This window comes from Ruegeria sp. HKCCA6707 (genome assembly GCF_013033515.1).
In the GTDB taxonomy this organism is placed as follows: domain Bacteria; phylum Pseudomonadota; class Alphaproteobacteria; order Rhodobacterales; family Rhodobacteraceae; genus Ruegeria.
Window position 1 is genome coordinate 97,309 of sequence record NZ_WQEG01000006.1, and the last position, 22,367, is coordinate 119,675.

The following is a 22,367-nucleotide window of genomic DNA, read 5'->3' on the forward strand; positions in this document are numbered from 1 at the left end:
ATTTATGGTCCGAGGTGGGCCAGCTTTTGAAAAGGCCGGTCTGTTATGAGCCTTTAATGAATAAAGCGGCGATCATCTGGTGGTGTCGACGCGGTGGAGGGTACGAGTAGTGGCACAGGTGGGGTCAACTGTTTCGAGATATCTATTCGGTGGCGCAATCACGCTTTGCTCCATGCCCGCAGCCGCCAGCGACCTGACCGGCAACATCGCTGAACCCGAAGTCGTCGAGCCGCCGCGTATCGTTCGCGATACGAGCGCGTTCTATGTGGGCGCCAGTGGCGGATATGCTTTCGGCGAGTCTGATCGTTTCGGCCTGCGCACTCCGACGGCATTGTTTCCAGCCGGTGACAACGAGCCCAGCGGTGGATTTGGAGGCGTACGGGCCGGTTGGCGCGGCGTTTTGCCGACCTCTTGGGGCAGTGACTATATCTACGGGCTAGAACTGGGTTATGACTTCGGCACTTTCGATGATTCCTCGGAAACGGCTGTGGGCCTGACAGGTGTGCAATCTGGCAGTGAGATTTCTGATGTCTTCTCGGTTCGTCTTCGCGGGGGCCTCACAAACCGTTCGGGTCGCGTGCTGTATTTTGCATCGATCGGATATGTCGAGGCGGACATCACCACTACAGCCGTCCTGACGCCCTTTTTCGGCCCAGAGCAGGATTTCGGCGTCACCGATTCTCGTTCGGGATACTCGGCAAGTGTTGGCGCAGAATACCAAATCAGCCGCCACCTTTCGCTGACCGGTGAGTTTGAGTTCGTGCAATTCGACTCGAAAACGGTGAACTTTGATCCCAACTTCTCAACACGTTCAACCCCCGAATTTACCGCCATCCGTATCGGGTTGAACTACGCGTTCTAAGGTCGGCTGCGCATCAGATTTCGGCGGAAATGTGAAACTTCGAAAAAATCGACATTGGCCGCTTGCGTCCACCAACTCTTGTTGTCTACGCTCACCCTGTAACGCCAAGACAGGAGAACGGATTGGCCATCGGTGCCCTGACCCCACCGCAAGATGACGCACCCCAGCATGAGGTGCTTGTTGAATTTCCCGACAACCGGCTATTGATCGACCTTTGCGGCGAATACGACCGCAATCTGGCCGAGATCGAGCGGCAGCTTTCGGTTCAAATCGTCCGCCGTGGCAACCAATTGGTGGTCATGGGCGAGGAGGATGCGCAAAAACAGGCAGTCGAAGTGCTGCAAGCGCTCTATACCCGCTTGGAAGGCGGGCGCGACGTTGCTGCAGCCGATGTGGATCGCGAATTGCGCATGGGCAATTCCGAGGCCGAGACTGGCAGCCGCGATGGTGATCAGCTTGAGATGTTCAAGGGCGGAACCGTCGAAATCAAAACACGTAAGAAACTGGTCGAGCCGCGCACTGATGCTCAAAAGGCCTATGTGCAATCCTTGTTCAACAATGAACTTGCCTTCGGCATCGGACCGGCGGGCACCGGCAAGACTTATCTTGCTGTGGCCGTGGGGGTTTCGATGTTCATCGGTGGGCATGTGGATCGGATCATCCTCAGCCGACCTGCGGTTGAGGCGGGCGAGAAGCTGGGCTATTTGCCGGGTGACATGAAGGACAAGGTCGATCCCTACATGCAGCCGCTCTATGACGCGCTGAACGATTTTCTGCCTGGCAAACAACTGGCCAAGCTGATCGAAGAAAAGCGTATCGAGATCGCCCCATTGGCCTTTATGCGTGGGCGCACGCTGGCCAATGCCTTTGTGGTATTGGACGAGGCTCAGAATGCCACGACCATGCAAATGAAGATGTTTCTGACCCGTCTGGGCGAAGGCAGCCGCATGGTGATCACCGGCGACCGGTCGCAGGTGGACTTGCCACGTGGGGTGCAGTCGGGGCTGGCAGATGCTGAGCGGCTGTTGAAGACGATCCCGAATATCAGCTTCAATTACTTCACATCGAAAGACGTGGTACGACATCCGCTTGTGGCCGCCATCATCGAAGCGTATGAGGCGGATTCAGGCCGGGAAACAGGGTAGTCACCGGCGCAACGCGTGTTTGGAAGCCGGTCTATGAACCTTGAAATCACTGTGGACGACCCACGATGGGATGGGTTGGACAGTCTTGCACAAAAGGCTGTTGCGGCCGCTCTGGATCACATTGGGTTGGATTCCGGTTTGTGCGAGGTCAGCCTTTTGGGCTGTGATGACGCGCGGATTGCGGCGCTGAACGCTGAGTTTCGCGAAAAACCGACGCCGACCAACGTACTCAGCTGGCCCGCCCAAAATTTGGCATCGCAACAAGCCGGTGGTATCCCATCTTTGCCCCAACCCGATTTCACCGGTGAAATCGCGCTGGGGGATATCGCGATATCCTACGACACCTGCGCACGCGAAGCGGCGGATAGTGGCAAACCTTTCGATCATCATGTCGCGCATTTGCTTGTTCACGGCGTTCTGCATTTGCTGGGCTATGATCACATCCGTGACCTTGACGCTACTTTGATGGAGCGTGTTGAGGCCGAGATACTTGGCAAGATGGGTATTGATGACCCATATAATGGGTGACAAGGGTTTCTGACCCGATCATTTGGAATAGGACAATGGGCGATACAGACGGCAGTTCTAGGGCGGCGCAAGGCGCGCACCCTTCGGACAGCAAAGACAGTCAAAGCAACTTTTTCTCTCGACTTTTTGGGGGGCTTGCGACGCAGGCCGAAGTTGCTGAACCGACAAACGGAAAAGAGACAGCGGTGGCGCAGCCACGCGGCATGATCAACCTGCGACGCATGCGTGTTGAAGATGTGGCAATCCCGACCGCCGAAATCGTCTCTGTCCCCGTGACAATTTCCAAAGAGGAACTGGCAGACCTTTTTCGTGACAGTGGCTTGTCGCGTATTCCCGTCTATGACGGCACGCTTGATACTCCGCTTGGGTTTGTACACCTGAAGGATTTCGCTCTGACCCACGGGTTCAATGGCGGTTCTGCCGAGTTTGAGCTGCAATCCATGTTGCGAACATTGTTGTTCGTACCGCCTTCGATGCCGATCGGCGTGTTGCTGACCAAAATGCAGACCGAGCGGCGACACATGGCTTTGGTGATTGACGAATATGGCGGCGTTGATGGGCTTCTGACCATCGAAGATCTTATCGAACAGGTCGTGGGAGAAATCGCCGACGAACATGATACTGACGAAGGTCAGCTGTGGTTCGAGGAAAAACCGGGCTGCTACGTGGTTCAGGCGCGGGTTCCTCTGGAAGAGTTCGAGGCCGAGATTGGCAGGTCGCTGACAAGCCATGAGGATGTGGACGAGGAAGAGATCGACACATTGGGCGGGCTTGTGTTCATGCTGTCTGGCCGCGTTCCTGCACGGGGCGAGGTTGTGCAGCACCCCGAAGGGCCCGAATTCGAAGTTCTGGACGCCGACCCCCGGCGGATCAAACGGTTGCGGGTCATGTTGCCGAAAGCTGATGGATGACCAAGCTGGAGGGCTGGCCGATCTGGCTTAGGCTCGTGCTTGCGGCTGGTTTGGGGGTCATTGCTGCCCTGGGCTTGGCGCCGCTTGGGTATTGGTGGGCCTCGTTCATTGCCATGATCGGGATTGCACCGCTCTTTTTGGCCTGTGAATCCCCTCGGAGCGCTGCCTGGTTGGGTTGGTTTTTTGCTACAGGCTATTTTGCCCATGCGCTCAGCTGGATCGTCGAACCATTTCTGGTTGATATAGCCCGCCATGGATGGATGGCCCCGTTTGCGGTGGTGCTGTTATCGGGTGGTTTGGCACTATTCTGGGCCTTGGCTTTCTGGATTGCCCACCGTGCTGGTGGCAAGCCGATTCAAGCAGCTCTTGTCTTGGCATTGGTGCTGTCTCTGGTCGAGATGGCGCGCGGCTATGTGTTGACCGGGTTTCCATGGGCGGGTCTGGCGCAGGTCTGGCTGGACACACCGGTGGCGCAGCTTCTGTCGTTGTTTGGCCCTTATGGGGTGGGGGCGATAACCTTGCTTGCAACCTTGCCTTTGGGGGCTGCCCTTTTCGCAACGCCGTCATTGCGCAATGCGGCGACTCCCGCGGCGCTAACCCTGGCACTGGTTGGCTTGGTCGTCGTCTACAGCAGCACCAGACCCGAGCCGAAATCGACCGGACACACTGTCCGCCTGATCCAACCCAACGCGCCGCAGCACCAGAAATGGGACCCTGAATTTGCACCACTGTTTTTCGCACGGCAGGTCGAGTTCACGGCTGCCGCACCGCGCCCAGATCTGATTGTATGGCCGGAAACCTCGGTCCCTGTCTGGTTGCAAAACGCGGACCGTCATTTCCAAGCCATCGCGGACGCCGCGCAGGGTACACCTGTTCTGCTTGGTATTCAGCGGGCAGAGGGTTTGCGGTATTACAATTCGATGGTCTTGCTGGATGAAAACGGGCAGCAGGCAGGGCTTTATGACAAGCATCATCTGGCCCCTTTTGGGGAATACGTTCCGTTTGGCGGGCTGCTGGCGCGCTTTGGGATTTCAGGACTGGCGGCTCAGACTGGCAACGGGTTTTCCGCGGGCCCGGGCGCCCAGGTGTTGGACATCGGCGCGCTGGGCAAAGCGCTGCCGCTGATCTGTTATGAGGCGGTCTTTACTCAGGACGTTTTGTCTGCTCCTGAACGCCCGGATTTTCTGGTTCAGATCACCAATGACGCCTGGTTTGGCACGCGCTCTGGTCCCTACCAACATCTTGCGCAGGCGCGGATGCGTGCTATCGAACAAGGCCTGCCGATGATGCGCGCGGCAAATACCGGCGTTTCAGCAATGATCGATCCGTTGGGTGGGATCACAGGCTCGCTGGATTTGGGGCAGGCGGGCTTTGTCGACGCGGTCTTACCCGCCCCGCTCTCGCCGACCCCTTATTCAAGAATTGGCGACGGTCCGGTTTTTTTTGCACTATTGTTGCTGTTTTTGTGGGCTCGCCGCACCGCTGGCCGGGCAGACGGGTAAATTCAGATTGACCCGGTCGGGCAGGGCGCGTATCCCGGCTATCGCCCGTCACAACGGCTTCCTGGCGTGATGGGGAAATCTTAATGGAGCACTTTCATGTCCCGACAGAACTATATTTTTACCTCGGAGTCCGTGTCCGAAGGGCACCCCGACAAAGTCTGCGATCGCATTTCCGATGCGGTTCTTGATGCCTTTCTGGCAGAAGAGCCCGAAGCGCGAGTTGCCTGTGAAACCTTTGCCACAACCAATCGGGTCGTGATTGGCGGCGAGGTTGGCCTGTCGGATCAGGACAAACTGCACGACTACATGGGGCGCATTGATCAGATCGCCCGCGCGTGCATCAAAGATATTGGCTACGAGCAAGACAAATTCCACCACGAAACCGTTGAAGTGACAAACCTTCTGCATGAGCAATCCGCTCATATTGCACAGGGTGTGGATGCGGCGGATAACAAGGATGAAGGCGCCGGTGACCAGGGCATCATGTTTGGCTATGCCACAACCGAAACGCCTGCGCTTATGCCCGCACCGATCCAGTATTCGCACGCGATCCTGCGCCGCCTGGCTGAGGTGCGCAAGAATGGCACCGAACCAGCGCTGGGCCCCGACGCCAAGTCGCAGCTGTCGGTTGTCTACCAGAACGGCAAACCGGTTGGCGTGAGCTCGGTTGTTCTGTCGACACAGCATTTGGATGAAGCGCTGACATCAGACGATATCCGCGCCATTGTCGAGCCCTATATTCGCGAAACGCTGCCCGACGGGTGGCTGAGCGCAGACACCGAATGGCACGTGAACCCGACCGGCAAGTTCGTGATCGGCGGGCCTGATGGCGATGCCGGTCTGACCGGGCGTAAGATTATCGTCGACACCTATGGCGGTGCTGCACCCCATGGTGGCGGTGCATTCTCGGGGAAAGATCCGACCAAGGTCGATCGCTCTGCAGCCTATGCCGCGCGCTACCTGGCCAAAAACGTGGTGGCTGCGGGCATGGCCGAACGCTGCACCATTCAGCTGAGCTATGCCATCGGGGTGTCCAAACCGCTGTCGATCTATGCCGAAACCTATGGCACCGGTCAAGTCTCGGACGCTGAGATCGAAAAGGCCGTGGGCGAGGTGATGGACCTGACGCCGCGCGGTATCCGGCAGCAATTGCAAATGAACAAGCCGATCTATCAGCGAACCGCTGCTTACGGCCATTTCGGGCGCGCGCCCGATGCCGATGGCGGGTTCAGCTGGGAACGCACTGATCTGGTCGATGCGCTGAAATCAGCCGTTTGATCATGTGATCCAACGGGGCGCCCTCACGGGCGCGCTCTTCTTCTGTTTAAAAATACCTCGAGGGTTTCGGGGGCTGGCCCCCGACCTCTGCCGCAAGACAGCCTCTTGCAACGCTTTGGGTGGCGCAGTATGGGCTCGGCCATGAGCACCCAGTCACCAGAACGCCCGCGCAGAAACTTCTATGGCCGGTTCAAGGGCAAAACCCTGAAACCCAGCCAGAAAACCTATCTGAACGAAGATCTGGCGGCCTTGTCGCCTGGTGCGGTCGATTGGGACAGCAATCCGAACCGAGATTCGCTCGATTTGCAAACCCTGTTCAACGGCAAGCCGGTGTGGCTTGAAATCGGTTTTGGCGGCGGTGAGCATCTGGTGCATCAGGCGCAAAGCAACCCCGATATCGGGATTATTGGAGCGGAACCTTACATCAATGGCGTTGCTATGTTGCTGGGCAAGATCCGCAAAGCCGGTGTCACCAACCTTGCGGTCCATCCCGGGGACGCGCGAGACCTTTTTGACGTTCTGCCCAAGGCGAGCATTTCGCGCGCCTTTCTGCTCTACCCCGACCCGTGGCCCAAGAAGCGCCATCATCGGCGTCGTTTTGTGACACCCGAACATCTTGAGCCCTTGGCCAAGGTGCTCAAGCCGGGCGCGATCTTTCGCGTAGCCACGGACATTCCCGATTACGTCCGCCAAACCCTCGAAGAGGTGCCCGGTGCAGGTTTCGAATGGCTTGCCGAACGCCCCAAAGATTGGCGCACGCCTTGGGACGATTGGATCTCGACCCGTTACGAGCAAAAAGCGCTGCGCGAAGGCCGTACACCGCATTATCTGACCTTCCGGCGTTTGGGATAATTTTCCTGCAAGGGCGGACCAAACCCTGAAGGCTGTGCTATGATGGGCTACAGTTTAGACTCTTGTATTTCTTCAGGTCCCCTCATGTCAGACATTCGCATAACAAATTGTCACGCCCACCTTTTTACCGGACGGCACGTGCCCGAGGATTACCCGTATCCTGTGCTCAAACCGTTTCGGAAAATGCCCGGCCTGACCAAGCTGGTGGCTGCGGGTGCGCGGCTGATCGGTCAGCATCCGGTGGCGGAAAAGCTGGAGCGGCTCTATCGGTTTCAAAAAGAAACGTCCGAGGAAAGCCAGCGCGATATTCTGGATAACCTGCGGCGTCACTATCCGGGCAACACGCGCTTTGTGGTGTTGCCGATGGAGCTGTCTGCTTTTGGTTATGGCGCACCGGAAATGCCGCTGAGCGCGCAGCATGATGAACTGGCGGCACTGGCGCGTGACCCGGAAGTCGGCAAAAGCGTGATCCCCTTTGCCACCATCGACCCGCGCGCGGACCTGCAAGCGACCGAGCTTTGGCGCGCCATTGACAAGCTGGGCTTTCGCGGCGTGAAACTCTATCCGCGTCTGGGCTTTGCCCCGGATGATCCGGTGTTGATGGCCCATGTTTATCCACGGCTGGAAAAAATGGGACTTCCTGTAATGTCCCATTGCTCGCGCGGCGGGGTGCAAGGGCGGTACCTGTCGGATCATTGGGCCGACCGCTATACTGAACCCGAGGCGTTCATCCCCGTCTTGCGCGCCTTCCCCAAGCTGCGGATCTGCCTGGCCCATTTCGGCGGGCAACGGGATTGGGAGGCCTATGCGAACCCCGATCAGTATGATCCGCTGGATGATGCCTATGACCGGAACTGGCAGGTCTCGATCCGTCGCATGATCGGCAGCGGAGATTTTCCGGGCCTGTGGACTGATATTTCGTACACGCTGTTTCAGTTCGAAGACTACGCGCCATTCCTGCGGATGTTTTTGAATGGTGATGATCTTGAAAGCAAACGGTTGCGGTCACGCGTGCTGTTCGGATCTGATTATTATATGACCCGGCAAGAGAAGCTGTCGGAAAAGGCGGTATGCATCCGGTTGCGCAACGCGTTGGGCGAACCGCTGTTTAGACAAATCGCCGATGAAAACCCGACAATCTGGTTGGGCGAGGCCTGACAGGCGCGAATACGGAGCATTCCTTTGGCTTTGCGGCTGGACCCTGCGGCTGCAATTCGCTAATCGGCCTTGAACTGATAGCGCAAAAGGAGCCCTCATGTCCGGACACGGCACGCCCATCCCGATGACTTCGCATCCCTGCGGCCCGTTGACCGGAACGGCAGAGGTGCCGGGCGACAAGTCGATCTCGCATCGGTCTTTGATTCTGGGCGCGATGGCTGTGGGCGAAACCCGGATCAGCGGTCTGCTGGAAGGCGAGGATGTGCTGGACACTGCCAAAGCGATGCGCGCTTTTGGGGCCGAGGTGACTGATCATGGCGGTGGCGAATGGTCGGTGCATGGTGTCGGTGTGGGCGGCTTTGCCGAACCCGATCAGGTGATTGATTGCGGCAACTCAGGCACCGGTGTGCGCCTGATCATGGGCGCGATGGCAACGTCTCCGATCACAGCAACCTTTACAGGCGACGCCAGCCTGAACAAACGTCCCATGGCGCGTGTAACAGATCCGTTGGCGTTGTTTGGCACGCAAGCGGTGGGCCGTGACGGCGGGCGCCTGCCTATGACCATCGTGGGCGCGGCTGATCCGACGCCTGTGCGCTACGAAGTGCCGGTGCCTTCGGCTCAGGTGAAATCGGCTGTGTTGCTGGCGGGCCTGAACGCACCGGGTAAGACCGTCGTGATCGAGAAAGAGGCGACGCGCGATCATTCCGAACGGATGCTGGCAGGCTTTGGGGCTGAAATCACTGTTGAGGATACCGATGAGGGGCGGGTGATCACCCTGACCGGTCGCCCCGAACTGAAACCACAAGTCATCGCAGTGCCGCGTGATCCGTCCAGTGCGGCTTTCCCGGTATGCGCCGCGCTGATCACGCCCGGCTCGGACGTTCTGGTGCCGGGCATCGGCCTGAACCCGACCCGCGCCGGCCTGTTCACCACGCTGCGCGAGATGGGGGCCGACCTGACCTATGAAAACGAACGCGAAGAGGGCGGTGAGCCGGTTGCCGATCTGCGGGCGAAATACTCGCCGGATATGAAAGGCATTTCGGTCCCACCTGAACGTGCGGCCTCGATGATCGATGAGTATCCCGTTTTGTCTGTGGTTGCTGCCAACGCGACGGGCACGACCGTGATGGGCGGTGTCAAAGAGCTGCGGGTCAAGGAAAGCGACCGGATCGACGCAATGGCCAAAGGCCTGCGCTCGAATGGGGTGACCGTGGATGAGGGTGAAGACTGGTGGTCAGTCGAAGGTTTGGGCATTGGCAACGTGCCTGGTGGCGGCACCTGCGAAAGCTTTCTGGATCACCGCATCGCAATGTCGTTCATGGTGATGGGCATGGGCGCGCAAAAGCCCGTGACTGTGGATGATGGTGGCCCGATCGCGACCTCGTTCCCGATCTTCGAGCCGCTGATGACCAGGCTCGGCGCAAAGCTGATGCGCAACAATCGGTCGGTTTGATGGACACTCACAGCTTTACCGTTGCGATTGATGGGCCTGCCGCTTCGGGCAAGGGCACGATCTCCATGGCTGTGGCGGCCCATTTCGGGTTTGCACATCTTGATACGGGGCTGTTGTATCGCGCCGTCGGGCGGCGGGTGCTAGAGGGCGTTGATCCCTTGGCAGCAGCCCAGGCCCTGACTGCGGAAGAACTTGCGCAAGGCGATCTGCGGACAGGCGAGATCGCGCAGGCGGCCTCGAAAGTAGCGGTGATCCCCGAGGTTCGCGCCGCGTTGGTCGACTTCCAGCGCGCCTTTGCCCGCCGGGCAGGTGGGGCCGTTCTGGACGGGCGTGATATTGGCACCGTGATTTGCCCGCGCGCCGAGGTTAAGCTGTTTGTGACGGCCAGTGCCGAAGTGCGCGCCGAACGCCGGTATCTGGAACTGAGCAGCAAGGGCGCGGATGTCACGCGTGATCAAGTGTTGGCCGATGTGCGCGAACGTGATGCGCGAGACGCGGGGCGCAGTGCCGCTCCGATGAAACCTGCCGAAGATGCCGTCATGGTTGATACAACAGACCTTTCGATTGATGCGGCGTTGGACCTGGCCAAGTCGATCATCAACAGAAAGCTTGCAGCACAAGACTAACCTTGGCTTTCGCGGCGTCGCATCGCTCTGCCGTATTGGGTCAGATTGTTATCCTGTTCACTAAGCTTTGTTTGGTCAGGTGTAATGCCACCTCGTATGGTCAGACTGTTCCTGCAGGAGTGACGCCATGATCCGACTAGCCTTTTTCCTATTTTTTGTTGCCACTAGCCTGAGCGCTCAGGACGCGCAGCCTGACGCGCCAGTGGCCGAGCCTCCGATGACCTATGAGCGTTTGGGCAATATCCTGTTCGCGCTCGACCCGGATGCACAGCCTCAGGGGCCGGGCTTTGCGCTGACGGTTGCCGAGGTGCCGATCTTTGTGGTGACCGATGTCAATGCTGATCGGATGCGCGCCATGGTAGCGATCCGCAGTGCTGATGATCTGTCGCCTGAGGATATGCGCCGCATGATGCAGGCCAATTTCGACAGCACTCTGGACGCGCGCTATGCGATTGCCAATGGAACGCTTTGGGCCGCCTATATTCACCCTCTGTCGACCCTGGAGAAAGATCAATTGATCTCGGGGCTGGGGCAAACGATCAATATCGCCAAGACCTATGGTTCGCTCTATTCGGGCGGCGGGCACGAGTTTGGTGGTGGCGACAGTCAGAACCTGCAACGTCAGTTGATCGATGAACTGCTCAAGCAGGGCGAAGAAATCTGAACTCAAAAACAGCTGGAAACGTTGATTTTCGGGTTGTGATCCGGGGTTGTGTGACATAGTGAACGGGTCGTTATAAGATAACATCACATGTTGACCGCGCACTCTTGTCCTTTCACTCTGTTTCATCTCTTAAAGACGCAAGCCAAGTTCGCCTGAATCGCCCGCGCAACCTGCGGTCAGGATTGCGCCCGCGCAAGCGGCAAGGTTGTCCGATGCAAGCCTATGACGCATTGCCCTCGGCGTTGCGGCAATGGTTGGCCAACGCCTGCCTGCCGTGGAGCCCAAGTTCGGCGATGAAAATCTGGAAGAATGCGGGCGGCGCGCAGAACCCCCAGGCCGCGATGGAAAAGCTGAGCGCGGTTGAACAGGCGATGTTGGCGCGTGACTAGAGCGTCTGGCAAAGAGGCCATACGCGAGGAAGCGCCAATTGAATAAGGGCTTTGCTCTTGCGTCTGTCGGGATTTCCGCTTATACGCGCGCTGTCTGAACACGGGCGGTCAACGTCCGGGCGACGTATCTGAGCAGGGCCGGGTCACCTCGGCCCTTTATGTTTGTTTGCTCAGGGGCGTTCCGGGTCACGTCATCAGACATCATGAAACAAGACCGGCGGAGACAACCGTTCGGCCAGCTAAAACGTTATGCAAAGGAAATAAACGCCACATGGCTAACGCATCCATGGAGGAATTCGAAGCCCTCCTGAACGAAAGCTTCGAAATGGACACACCCGAAGAGGGTTCTGTTGTCAAAGGCAAGGTTCTGGCTGTTGAAGCCGGCCAAGCCATCATCGACGTCGGCTATAAAATGGAAGGCCGCGTTGATCTGAAAGAATTCGCAAATCCCGGCGAAGCCCCTGAAATCGCTGTTGGTGACGAGGTCGAAGTCTACCTGCGCGCCGCAGAAAACGCCAAAGGCGAGGCCGTCATCTCGCGCGAGATGGCCCGCCGCGAAGAGGCATGGGATCGTCTGGAAAAAGCCTATGCCGACGACCAACGCGTCGAAGGTGCAATCTTTGGTCGCGTCAAAGGTGGCTTCACCGTCGATCTGGGTGGCGCTGTTGCGTTCCTGCCCGGTTCGCAGGTTGACGTCCGCCCCGTGCGTGACGCTGGCCCGCTGATGGGTCTGAAGCAGCCGTTCCAGATTCTGAAAATGGACCGCCGCCGTGGCAACATCGTTGTCTCGCGTCGTGCAATCCTGGAAGAATCGCGTGCCGAACAGCGCGCCGAAGTGATCGGCAACCTGTCCGAAGGTCAGACCGTCGAAGGTGTTGTCAAGAACATCACCGAATACGGTGCGTTTGTTGACCTGGGCGGTGTTGACGGCCTGCTGCACGTTACCGACATGGCATGGCGTCGCGTGAACCACCCGTCCGAGATCCTGACGATCGGCGAAACCATCAAGGTTCAGGTCATCAAGATCAACAAAGAGACCCACCGCATCAGCCTGGGCATGAAGCAGCTGCAGGAAGATCCGTGGGATCTGGTTGCTGCCAAGTACCCGCTGGGCTCGGTCCATCAGGGTCGCGTCACCAACATCACCGACTACGGCGCGTTCGTCGAACTGGAAGCCGGTGTCGAAGGTCTGGTGCACGTATCCGAGATGTCCTGGACCAAGAAAAACGTCCATCCCGGCAAGATCGTTTCGACCAGCCAGGAAGTCGACGTCATGGTTCTGGAAATCGACGGCGCCAAGCGTCGCGTTTCTCTGGGCCTGAAGCAGACTCAGCGCAACCCATGGGAAGTGTTTGCAGAAACACACCCCGAGGGCACCGAGGTCGAAGGCGAAGTCAAGAACATCACCGAATTCGGTCTGTTCATTGGCCTCGAAGGCGACATCGACGGCATGGTCCACCTGTCGGACCTGAGCTGGGACGAGCGTGGCGAGGATGCGATCCAGAACTACCGCAAAGGCGACATGGTTTCGGCCGTTGTCTCGGAAGTGGACGTGGAAAAAGAGCGTATCTCGCTGTCGATCAAAGCTCTGGGCGGTGACAAGTTCGCCGAAGCCGTGGGCGGCGTGAAGCGTGGCTCTGTCATCACCGTCGAAGTTACCGCAATCGAAGATGGCGGTATCGAGGTCGAGTACGAAGGCATGAAGTCGTTCATCCGTCGTTCGGACCTGAGCCGTGACCGTGCCGAACAGCGCCCCGAGCGTTTCTCGGTCGGTGACAAGGTCGACGTGCGCGTCACCAACGTCGACAGCAAGACCCGCCGTCTGGGCCTGTCGATCAAGGCACGCGAGATCGCCGAAGAGAAAGAGGCCGTGGAACAGTACGGTTCTTCCGACTCGGGCGCATCGCTGGGCGATATCCTGGGTGCAGCGCTGAAATCGGGCGACTAAGCCTGGGCGCACCTCAAACAAGAATTACGGCCTCGCACGATCGTGCGGGGCCGTTTTTGTTGCGAATCAATGTCTTCGGGATTCACCCTAACGATCACGGCACGGCCATGATTCCGGCGTGAATTTCAGCAGGCCGGACCAAATTCGCCTGAGTCCGCCATTATTTAGCCGTTCAACGCACAGAGTAATCGTTCCCAGCCACCGGGTTTTTTCCTATACTGGTGCGAATACGATTCAAAAGAAAACGGCCGCCTGGGAGGGTAATGCGCATGATCCGTTCAGAATTGATTCAGAAAATCGCCGATGAAAATCCTCATCTGTATCAACGCGACGTCGAGCGGATCGTAAACACCGTTTTTGAAGAAGTCACCGACGCCATGGCTCGTGGTGACCGCGTTGAGCTGCGCGGGTTTGGTGCGTTTTCGGTCAAGAAACGTGACGCGCGCGTCGGCCGCAACCCCCGCACCGGCGAGACGGTGCAGGTTGAAGAAAAATGTGTTCCGTTTTTCAAGACTGGCAAGTTGCTAAGGGATCGTTTGAACGGTAAAGCCTGACGCCATGATGCGCTATCTTCGATATGGTTTTCTTGCGGTCCTGGGGATCGTTTTGGTTTCGATCTCGCTGGCGAACCGCGAGATGGTCGAATTGAAACTGATGCCGGACGCCCTGGCAGAACTGCTGGGCTTTAACATGTCGACATCACTGCCGCTATTTATCGTGGTGCTGGGCGGGGTTGTCGCCGGTCTTGTCATCGGGTTCCTGTGGGAATGGCTGCGCGAGCATAAGCATCGCCGGGATGCGACGGCCAAGACCAGCGAAGTGCGCAAGCTTGAGCGTGAGGTCAAGAAGCTCAAGAAGAAGCAGAATGAAGGCAAGGACGAGGTTCTGGCCCTTCTGGATGAGGCCAGCTGAGGCCGCCCATGCCCGGTGACATCAATGTCAAGATTTGTGGTCTGACCACACCCGATCACGTGCGCGTCGCGGCGGACGCAGGTGCGCGCTATCTCGGGTTCAACTTCTTTCCCAAGTCACCGCGATATGTCTCACCGCAGCAGGCGGCGGTTCTTACGGCACAGGTGCCGGTGGGCGTGGCCAAAGTGGCTTTGGTGGTCAACGCTTCGGACGAGGAACTCGATGCGATCACCGGCGCGGCTCCGTTTGACATGTTGCAATTGCACGGGTCCGAGAGCGTCGCGCGGGTGCAAGCGATCAAAGAGCGTTATGGTTTGCCCGTCATAAAGGTCATTGGCGTGGCGGATGCAGATGATTTGCCCGCCATCGATACCTATAGCGACGTCGCCGATCAGCTGTTGATTGATGCCAAACCGCCGAAGAACGCGGTTCTGCCGGGCGGCAATGGTCTGGCCTTTGACTGGCGCTTGCTGGCGGGGCGAAAATATTGGCGCAAACCCTGGATGCTGGCCGGTGGGCTGACCCCGGAAAACGTGGCCGAGGCGATCCGAATGACCGGGGCGCGTCAGGTCGATGTCGCCTCCGGTGTCGAAAGCGCGCCAGGGGTCAAGGACCCAGAGCTGATCCGCGCTTTTATCACAGCAGCGGGTTAGATTCAGGCCCGGGCCCAGGGCGACGTTTTGCCATGGCAAATCCCGCCGCTACCTCTTATGAACAACGGGTATGACGAGGAAGATACCCATGGCCAACGATCTTTTCAATTCCTTCATGTCGGGCCCCGATGAGCAGGGGCGTTTCGGCATTTTCGGTGGGCGTTTTGTCAGCGAAACGCTGATGCCGCTGATCCTGTCGCTGGAAGAGGAATATGACAAAGCCAAGGATGATCCGACCTTCTGGGCCGAGATGGATGATCTGTGGGCCAACTATGTCGGCCGCCCGTCGCCGCTCTATTTTGCAGAACGCCTGACCGAGCATCTGGGGGGCGCTAAGATCTATCTTAAGCGCGATGAGCTGAACCACACCGGCGCGCATAAGATCAACAATGTGCTGGGCCAGATCATTCTGGCGCGGCGCATGGGCAAGACACGGATCATCGCCGAGACAGGGGCAGGGCAGCACGGTGTCGCCACCGCAACCGTCTGCGCCAAGTTCGGCCTGAAATGTATCGTCTATATGGGCGCGCATGATGTGCAGCGTCAGGCGCCCAACGTGTTCCGCATGCGCCTGCTGGGGGCCGAGGTGATTCCGGTGACCTCAGGTCGCGGCACGCTGAAAGACGCCATGAACGACGCGCTGCGCGATTGGGTCACCAATGTGCGCGACACGTTCTACTGCATCGGCACCGTCGCCGGGCCGCATCCCTATCCGGCCATGGTGCGCGATTTCCAGTCGATCATCGGTAAGGAAGCCAAAGAGCAGATGATGAAGGCCGAAGGCCGTCTGCCCGATACGATCATTGCTGCCATCGGTGGCGGGTCAAACGCGATGGGCCTGTTCTATCCGTTCCTGGACGACAAGGATGTCAACATCATCGGTGTTGAGGCGGGCGGTAAAGGTGTAAACGAAAAGATGGAGCATTGCGCGTCGCTGACCGGCGGGCGCCCCGGCGTACTGCATGGCAACCGCACCTACCTGCTGCAGGATGATGATGGGCAGATCCTCGAAGGGTATTCGATCTCGGCCGGTCTGGATTACCCAGGCATTGGCCCCGAGCATTCCTGGCTGCACGATATCGGCCGCGCCAACTATGTCTCGATCACCGACAAGGAAGCACTGGACGCGTTCCAACTTTGCTGCGCCACCGAAGGCATTATCCCGGCGTTGGAACCTTGCCACGCGCTGGCCCATGTCATGAAGATCGCGCCCGATCTGCCCTCAGATCACCTGATCTGCATGAACATGTGCGGACGCGGTGACAAGGACGTGCAGACCGTTGCTAAATATCTGAACTTCGACATGTCAGATACCGAAGGACGCACCGCAGACTGAGCTTTGCTATTGTTTTGAAACGTGGCAGGTTGCGCGACATGCGCAGCCCGTCATCATCCCAATCTCCGGCACAGCTTGACCGCAAATACGACGCGGCTGCGGCAGGCTGGAGCGACAAGATGCGGTTGTTGGGGTATTTCGATGCCTATCTTGGGTTTCTCTCTTCTGACCCTTCGGCGCCTTTAGGCCAAAACGCGCTCGACATCGGATGCGGAACCGGGGCTTTTGCCGAGGCCCGTGCCGTCATTCACTCTTCGGGTAGAATCTCGTTGCTTGAACCTTCGGCGGCGATGTTGACACAGGCTCAAAAGTCGCTGTCGGCGCGCGGCGCAAGTGCAGAAGCCATCCCCGAACGCCTTGAAGATTATCGGCCTACGTCCCTGCATGACTGTCTGTTGGCGGCTCATGTTCTGGAACATTGCGCCGATCCTGTTTCGGCTTTGCAGCATATGCGTGCTCTGGTCGTTCCGGGCGCGCCGCTGTGGTTGGTTGTCAGCAAACCGCATTGGTGCAACGCAATCATCTGGTTGCAGTGGCGTCACAAATCCTATCGCCCAGAAGCGGTTGAGCAAATGCTGAACGCTGCAGGCTGGGACCTAAAAGCGCAGCACAGCTTTCCCACCGGTCCACCTTCAAGGACATCTCGCGGATATCGTGCAATAGCTGTTTGACCCGGATTACTCACCTAGGCTGTTGGCTTTGAGTATTTTCAGCGGAACAATATCCAGAGCGCGTTGATGTGTGGCCTCCAGATGCACTTTGGGTGCGCAGCCCTCATCATGGGCCTGCAGAAAACGACCCGCACACAGGCACCAGCTGTCGCCGGGCTTGAGACCGGGAAAGTCAAACTCTGGCCGCGGCGTGCTCAGGTCATTGCCGACATATTTCGAATAGGCCAGAAATTCGGCTGTCATCACGGCGCAGACCGTATGGCTGCCCTGATCCTCGGCACAGGTATTGCACGCGCCATCCCGAAAGAACCCGGTCAGCGGTTTCCGAGAGCATGGGGCAAGAACACCCCCCAAAACGTTTATGCTGTCTTGTTTCTGCATGATGCCAGCTTACAGGTTTTCTGCGATCTTGCGGAACATTTCGATATTCTCTTCATTGACCCCGTTTTCGCGAAACCGGCGATCCGCTCCAGTTGACACGATCACAACGCCCCGAGCCTGATCAAAGTAGATGTATTGGCCATAAACGCCACGCGCCAAGAATTCGCCTTCATGCGCGCCAATAGGGATCCACCACTGGTATCCGTACCCGATCTTGCCAGCCGCTGTTGGCGCACTTGGCCACGTGGCCTCGGCAATCCAGTCTGCGGGTATCATCTGCTGGCCGTCGCGTACTCCGTTCTGCAGGATTACCTGAGCGAAACGCGCATAGTCCCGCGTGGTGAAGTTCAAACCACCCAGAACAAAAGCGACTCCGGCACCGTCGGTGATGTAGTACCCGTCACGCTCCAACCCAAGCGGCGCGATGATGCGTTGAGCCAATAGATCAGCGATGCTGCGGCCTGTGGCACCACGGATAACCATCCCGATCACGTGGGTATCGATGGATACATATTGCCATGTTTCCCCGGGATTTGTGAATCGGTCCTGAAGTGCTGCGGTAAAGTCGTCCAGCTCTCCGCCCAGGGCCACCACACGGCCCATCCTGTTGATGTCCGAATTGTAATCCAGATAGTCCTCGTCAAAGGTGACGCCGCTGGCCATATTCAACACGTTGCGGATCGTAGCCCCGTCATAGGCACCACCACTCAGTTCTGGTGCGTATTTGACCACTGGATCGTCCAGCGACCCGATGGCCCCTTCGGCCAGCAAGATACCCAGCAAAGACGACAGATAGCTTTTCGCAACGGACCAAGAGATGCGGTGATCGTCGGGGCCAGTGCCCAGATAGTATTCCTCGAACCGGATTTCGCCGTCATGCAGCACCAAAAGCGAGGTCACGGAACGATCCTCAATCCATTTGGCCGCACCGTCTGGCAGATCAAAGTCCGGACCGTAGGGCAGTTCCCACGTGGGGCCATCGCCGCGGGGCACCGTTACGGTCAGGAAAGCGTCATCCATATTCGAGAAGTTTTGGACGATCTTCTCCTCTGAAAACAGCGAGTTGACGGCCATCAGGCGCATCAATTCTTCGCGCTTCCAGAGCCCAATCACGACCGCAGCCAGAGCCAGAGCCAACACGATACGCAGCAGCCATTTTAGCAATGATCTCATCGCCCCCCTCCCTTGTTTGCCCAACATAGGAGCGCGGCTTTCGACGTTAAGCAATCAGAACGTCGCGGCAGGACATCTCAGGTTATTTGAACTTGTCCAGAAGTTTCTGCATGGCTGAACGCGTGTCGGCTTCTGGCAGAGCTTCGGGCTTGGGGTTAGCCTCCTCTCGTGGCTTTTCTGCCGATTTCGATGAACGCGGTGGTGCAGTTCTTTGCGCAACAGCGTTCATGAACTTCCCACTATCTCCATCGGCGAGGTAGGCCGCACCATCGGCTACGCCGCGTAGAACATCCTCAAGCCATTCCCCATCGGCCTTGGCAAAATCCCCCAGCACATACGGGGACACCATCTCTTTCCGTCCGGGGTGGCCGATGCCCAGGCGCACGCGGTCATAGGCCGGGCTGATATGCTCGTGTATTGATCGCAGCCCGTTATGCCCTGCATGGCCACCGCCTGCTTTGACGCGAACTTTTCCCGGGGCCAGGTCCAATTCGTCGTGAAAGACTGTTACATCGGTGGAGTCGAGCTTGTAGAACCGCATGGCTTCGCCAACCGACTGACCAGAGCGGTTCATGAACGTCTGTGGCTTGACCAACAGAACTTTTTCGCGGCCCAAACGGCCCTCGGATATCTCTGCCTGAAACTTCGACTTCCAAGGCCCAAAGCCGTGATCCTCGGCGATCCGGTCCAGCGCCATGAAGCCGATATTGTGCCGGTTGCGCGCATATTTTGACCCTGGATTGCCCAGACCCACAAACAATTTCATAACACGTGCCCCTGTGTTTCTTGCCGAGATGTGATGGCATGGAACATGCCACGATTTCCAGTCTTAGGCTCAAACAAAAAACGGGGCTCTGTGCGAGCCCCGTTCTTGCGTTCTATAGCCTGAGTTCAGACTTATTCTTCGGCTGCCTCAGCGACTTCTTCTGTAACGGCTTCGTCTTCGCCACCTTCGTCTTCGTCGTCAGTCGACAAGCCTGTCGGGGCCGAGATGTTTGCAATCACAAAGTCACGGTCGATGGTCGGCTTGGTGCCCGCAGGCAGTTCAACAGACGAGATCGTGACAACGTCGTTGATGTTCAGACCGGTCAGATCGATGGTGATCTTTTCGGGGATTTCTCCGGCGGTGCAGACCAGTTCGATTTCCGGGCGAATAACGGTCAGAACGCCGCCTTTCTTTATCCCGGGGGCTTCTTCCTCGTTGATGAACTCAACCGGGATGAACAGCGCGATCTTGGTGGTCCGGCGCAGGCGCATCAGGTCCAGGTGGGTCGGCAGATCTTTGACCACGTCCCGCTGAACGTCACGGCAGATGACGCGCACGTCTTCGTGGCCGTCTACCTTCAGATTCCACAGGGTCGACTTGAACCGGCCCGCTTTCAGGCGCTTGAACAACTCGTTGAACGGGATCTGAATCGGCAGCGGATCTTTGTCGCCACCAAATACAATGCCCGGAACCATGCCGTCGCGGCGTGCCTGACGAGCGGCGCCCTTGCCTGTCCCCGTCCGTTCCAGAGCTACGAGATCAGGAATCTCTCCAGCCATGATAAATTCTCCAAAGTTAGGGCGGGCATCCTCCAAGGCTGTATGCCCGCGTGAAGCCGCGTCCTTAGCTTGATTCACCGCGTTTGGAAAGGGCTTTTTGGCAGGTTTTCATTTTGCCAGGCTCTGCCTCGCGCTCCGGGATATTTATCGCCAGATGAAGAACGGAGCCCCTGCTTCATCTGACCGCAAATATCCGGGAGAGTCGCAGCTTGCCGCGTCGGGGGCAGCGCCCGCTTTTGCTGTTATTTCTCTTGCCATCGTCCACCGAAATCTTCGGGGATCAGCAGGTTGTGTCGGCCAAGTGCGCTTACATTACGCTCACCGCAGAGTGCCATGGTCGTATCCAGCTCCTTACGTATGACCTCTAGCGCCGTGGTGACACCTTTCTGCCCCATCGCGCCCAGCCCATAGATGAAGGCGCGGCCGATAAAGGTGCCTTTGGCGCCGAGGGCCAACGCCTTCAGCACGTCCTGACCAGACCGGATGCCGCTGTCGAGATGAACCTCGATATCGGATCCCACCGCATCCATGATTTCAGGCAACACACGGATCGAGCTGAGCGCCCCGTCCAACTGCCGCCCACCATGGTTTGACACAACAATGGCATCAGCGCCCAACTTGGCGGCCATCTTGGCGTCGTCGGCGTCCAGAATGCCTTTGAGGATTACTTTGCCGCCCCACTTTTCCATAAGCTTCTCGACCTTGCCCCAATCCAGGCTCGGGTCAAACTGCTCTGCGGTCCAGGTGCCCAAAGAGGTGGTGTCCGTGATGGTGTCCACATGCCCCACGATATTGCCGAACTCGCGTCGTTTAGCGCCCAGCATTTCAATGCCCCAGGCCCATTTCGTCATCAGGTTTGCAATGGTTCTGGGTGTCAATTTGGGCGGCGCAGACAGGCCGTTTTTCAGATCCTTGTGGCGCTGCCCCAGGATCTGCAGGTCAAGCGTAATTACAAGTGCTGAACAGTTCGCGTCTTTGGCGCGCTGAATCAGGCGATTGACATAATCCTCGTCTTTCATGGTGTAGAGTTGGAACCAGAAAGGTTTGCTTGTCGCTTCCGCCACATCCTCGATCGAGTTGATGGACATCGTCGACAATGTGAAGGGCACGCCGAAATCTTCTGCCGCCTTGGCTGCCTTGATCTCACCATCCGCGTGCTGCATGCCGGTCAGGCCAACAGGAGCCAAAGCGACGGGCATGGCCACGTCTTCGCCGATCATTTGCGTTGCTGTTGTGCGGCCAGTCATGTCAACGGCCACGCGCTGGCGCAGACGGATGTCTTCAAAGTCGGAACTGTTCTCGCGGAAGGTTTGCTCGGTCCAACTGCCGCTTTCTGCATAGTCGAAAAACATGCGTGGGACGCGGCGCTCGTAGATCCGTTTGAGGTCGTCGATATTTGTAATGACTGGCATGAAGAGGGCTCTTTTGATTGGTTAAATAACTTTACCAATTTACCAGGGCTGCTGCAACTGCCAAGCGGTGGTCTATTGGGGCCTGAAACGAAAAGCCGCAGCTGACCTGTGTCAGCTGCGGCGCAATGGTGCTGAATTCCAGTGTCGAACGGCCAGTTTCAGGCGGCAGACGTTAGGCGGAATGTGCCCCATCGGATAGGGTTTTGACAAAGCTCAAGACATCCTGAACAGGTTTACCTGCTGCGATTTGGCTGACAATCGCCGAACCAACAACCGCGCCGTCAGACACGCTGGCGATATTGCGCGATCGTTCCGGAGTGTTGATGCCGAACCCGACGATCACGGGAAGCTCGGTTGCTGCCTTGATCCGGGCAACTTCGGGCCCAACATCGGTGGCCTGCGCCTCGGCGGAACCTGTAATCCCGGTGATCGACACATAATAGACGAAGCCTGATGTGTTTTGCAAAACGCGCGGCAGGCGAGCGTCATCGGTGGTAGGAGTAGCCAATCGTATAAAGTTCAACCCGGCGGCTTGCGCCGGCAAACACAGCTCGGCGTCTTCCTCTGGCGGCAGGTCCACGACAATGAGGCCATCGATGCCCGCGGCTTTTGCCTCGGCCAGAAAGGTATCGACCCCGCGGCTGTAGATCGGGTTGTAATATCCCATCAGGACGATGGGTGTGGTGTCATCTGTCTCGCGGAACTGTCGGGCCAGATCAAGCGTGCGTTGCAAGGTCATCCCCTGATCCAGGGCACGCTGACCTGCCGCTTGAATGGTAGGGCCGTCCGCCATCGGGTCCGTGAAGGGCAAGCCCAACTCGATCACGTCGACACCGGCACCGGGCAACCCTTTAACGATTTCCAATGAAGTGTCAAAGTCAGGGTCCCCGGCCATCACATAGGCAACAAACGCCTTTTTTCCATCGGCCTTCAAAGCGGCGAATTTTGCGTCGATACGGGTCATC

The 22,367-nt window shown here is 58.0% G+C and carries 24 protein-coding genes and 1 riboswitch; of the genes, 18 read left to right on the top strand and 6 right to left on the bottom strand.

The window, feature by feature from the left end; all coding sequences use genetic code 11:
* Positions 1 to 118 precede the first annotated feature (118 nt).
* The 18 genes from GOW40_RS15290 (at position 119) to GOW40_RS15375 (ending at position 16,891) form a co-directional block, all read left to right on the top strand.
* Entirely contained in the window at positions 119 to 862 is a 744-nt protein-coding gene (locus tag GOW40_RS15290; protein WP_371731856.1) for an outer membrane protein, read from the top strand.
* Positions 863 to 984: 122 nt separating this feature from the next.
* Positions 985 to 2,007, top strand: a complete 1,023-nt coding sequence (locus GOW40_RS15295) for a PhoH family protein (RefSeq protein WP_171131619.1) — start codon at positions 985 to 987, stop codon at positions 2,005 to 2,007.
* A gap of 33 nt (positions 2,008 to 2,040) precedes the next feature.
* The gene (gene ybeY / locus GOW40_RS15300; RefSeq protein ID WP_171131617.1) at positions 2,041 to 2,535 is read left to right on the top strand and encodes an rRNA maturation RNase YbeY; all 495 of its coding nucleotides are present in this window, start codon (positions 2,041 to 2,043) and stop codon (positions 2,533 to 2,535) included.
* Positions 2,536 to 2,570: 35 nt separating this feature from the next.
* The gene (locus GOW40_RS15305; protein WP_171100552.1) at positions 2,571 to 3,446 is read left to right on the top strand and encodes a hemolysin family protein; all 876 of its coding nucleotides are present in this window, start codon (positions 2,571 to 2,573) and stop codon (positions 3,444 to 3,446) included.
* Positions 3,443 to 4,948 carry an apolipoprotein N-acyltransferase gene (lnt, locus tag GOW40_RS15310; protein ID WP_171131609.1) on the top strand — a complete coding sequence of 502 codons (1,506 nt, stop codon included), beginning with the start codon at positions 3,443 to 3,445 and terminating at the stop codon, positions 4,946 to 4,948. The genes GOW40_RS15305 and lnt overlap by 4 nt, the downstream gene beginning before the upstream one ends.
* A 42-nt stretch (positions 4,949 to 4,990) precedes the next feature.
* Positions 4,991 to 5,039: riboswitch (SAM-SAH riboswitch) on the top strand.
* 5 nt (positions 5,040 to 5,044) lie between these two features.
* Positions 5,045 to 6,226: a methionine adenosyltransferase gene (gene metK / locus GOW40_RS15315; protein ID WP_171131606.1), complete on the top strand. Its 1,182-nt coding sequence runs from the start codon at positions 5,045 to 5,047 to the stop codon at positions 6,224 to 6,226.
* Between the two features lie 141 nt (positions 6,227 to 6,367).
* Positions 6,368 to 7,078, top strand: a complete 711-nt coding sequence (gene trmB / locus GOW40_RS15320; protein WP_171131604.1) for a tRNA (guanosine(46)-N7)-methyltransferase TrmB — start codon at positions 6,368 to 6,370, stop codon at positions 7,076 to 7,078.
* 138 nt (positions 7,079 to 7,216) lie between these two features.
* Positions 7,217 to 8,236, top strand: coding sequence for an amidohydrolase family protein (locus tag GOW40_RS15325; RefSeq protein ID WP_171231080.1), 1,020 nt, complete (start codon positions 7,217 to 7,219; stop codon positions 8,234 to 8,236).
* 97 nt (positions 8,237 to 8,333) lie between these two features.
* A complete protein-coding gene (gene aroA / locus GOW40_RS15330; protein WP_171131600.1) occupies positions 8,334 to 9,692 on the top strand; it encodes a 3-phosphoshikimate 1-carboxyvinyltransferase in 1,359 nt (452 codons plus the stop codon).
* Complete coding sequence (locus GOW40_RS15335) at positions 9,692 to 10,318, top strand: d(CMP) kinase (protein WP_171131598.1); 627 nt, start codon at positions 9,692 to 9,694, stop codon at positions 10,316 to 10,318. The genes aroA and GOW40_RS15335 overlap by 1 nt, the downstream gene beginning before the upstream one ends.
* A 127-nt stretch (positions 10,319 to 10,445) precedes the next feature.
* Positions 10,446 to 10,982 carry a hypothetical protein gene (locus GOW40_RS15340; protein WP_171100537.1) on the top strand — a complete coding sequence of 179 codons (537 nt, stop codon included), beginning with the start codon at positions 10,446 to 10,448 and terminating at the stop codon, positions 10,980 to 10,982.
* 104 nt (positions 10,983 to 11,086) lie between these two features.
* The gene (locus GOW40_RS22360) at positions 11,087 to 11,371 is read left to right on the top strand and encodes a DUF6525 family protein (RefSeq protein WP_256367862.1); all 285 of its coding nucleotides are present in this window, start codon (positions 11,087 to 11,089) and stop codon (positions 11,369 to 11,371) included.
* 271 nt (positions 11,372 to 11,642) lie between these two features.
* Positions 11,643 to 13,319 carry a 30S ribosomal protein S1 gene (gene rpsA / locus GOW40_RS15350; protein WP_171131594.1) on the top strand — a complete coding sequence of 559 codons (1,677 nt, stop codon included), beginning with the start codon at positions 11,643 to 11,645 and terminating at the stop codon, positions 13,317 to 13,319.
* Positions 13,320 to 13,588: 269 nt separating this feature from the next.
* Positions 13,589 to 13,873, top strand: coding sequence for an integration host factor subunit beta (ihfB, locus tag GOW40_RS15355; protein ID WP_050603110.1), 285 nt, complete (start codon positions 13,589 to 13,591; stop codon positions 13,871 to 13,873).
* Between the two features lie 7 nt (positions 13,874 to 13,880).
* A complete protein-coding gene (locus tag GOW40_RS15360; protein ID WP_171100531.1) occupies positions 13,881 to 14,231 on the top strand; it encodes a lipopolysaccharide assembly protein LapA domain-containing protein in 351 nt (116 codons plus the stop codon).
* Between the two features lie 8 nt (positions 14,232 to 14,239).
* The gene (locus GOW40_RS15365) at positions 14,240 to 14,884 is read left to right on the top strand and encodes a phosphoribosylanthranilate isomerase (RefSeq protein WP_171131589.1); all 645 of its coding nucleotides are present in this window, start codon (positions 14,240 to 14,242) and stop codon (positions 14,882 to 14,884) included.
* A gap of 88 nt (positions 14,885 to 14,972) precedes the next feature.
* Positions 14,973 to 16,220 carry a tryptophan synthase subunit beta gene (trpB, locus tag GOW40_RS15370; protein WP_171100527.1) on the top strand — a complete coding sequence of 416 codons (1,248 nt, stop codon included), beginning with the start codon at positions 14,973 to 14,975 and terminating at the stop codon, positions 16,218 to 16,220.
* A gap of 38 nt (positions 16,221 to 16,258) precedes the next feature.
* The gene (locus tag GOW40_RS15375) at positions 16,259 to 16,891 is read left to right on the top strand and encodes a class I SAM-dependent methyltransferase (RefSeq protein ID WP_254430587.1); all 633 of its coding nucleotides are present in this window, start codon (positions 16,259 to 16,261) and stop codon (positions 16,889 to 16,891) included.
* A 6-nt stretch (positions 16,892 to 16,897) separates the two neighbouring features.
* Here GOW40_RS15375 and GOW40_RS15380 read toward each other — a convergent pair whose 3' ends face one another.
* The 6 genes from GOW40_RS15380 to trpA all read right to left on the bottom strand — a co-directional run bounded on the left by GOW40_RS15380 (position 16,898) and on the right by trpA (position 22,366).
* A complete protein-coding gene (locus tag GOW40_RS15380; protein ID WP_171100525.1) occupies positions 16,898 to 17,272 on the bottom strand; it encodes a DUF2237 family protein in 375 nt (124 codons plus the stop codon).
* Positions 17,273 to 17,281: 9 nt separating this feature from the next.
* Positions 17,282 to 18,445 (bottom strand): serine hydrolase, encoded by a 1,164-nt coding sequence (locus GOW40_RS15385; protein ID WP_171131587.1) that lies wholly within the window; start codon positions 18,443 to 18,445, stop codon positions 17,282 to 17,284.
* A gap of 82 nt (positions 18,446 to 18,527) precedes the next feature.
* The gene (pth, locus tag GOW40_RS15390) at positions 18,528 to 19,211 is read right to left on the bottom strand and encodes an aminoacyl-tRNA hydrolase (protein WP_171131585.1); all 684 of its coding nucleotides are present in this window, start codon (positions 19,209 to 19,211) and stop codon (positions 18,528 to 18,530) included.
* Positions 19,212 to 19,342: 131 nt separating this feature from the next.
* Complete coding sequence (locus tag GOW40_RS15395) at positions 19,343 to 19,990, bottom strand: 50S ribosomal protein L25/general stress protein Ctc (RefSeq protein WP_171100520.1); 648 nt, start codon at positions 19,988 to 19,990, stop codon at positions 19,343 to 19,345.
* A gap of 242 nt (positions 19,991 to 20,232) precedes the next feature.
* A complete protein-coding gene (locus GOW40_RS15400; RefSeq protein WP_171131583.1) occupies positions 20,233 to 21,402 on the bottom strand; it encodes an alpha-hydroxy acid oxidase in 1,170 nt (389 codons plus the stop codon).
* 172 nt (positions 21,403 to 21,574) lie between these two features.
* A complete protein-coding gene (trpA, locus tag GOW40_RS15405) occupies positions 21,575 to 22,366 on the bottom strand; it encodes a tryptophan synthase subunit alpha (RefSeq protein ID WP_171131582.1) in 792 nt (263 codons plus the stop codon).
* Position 22,367: the final 1 nt, after the last annotated feature.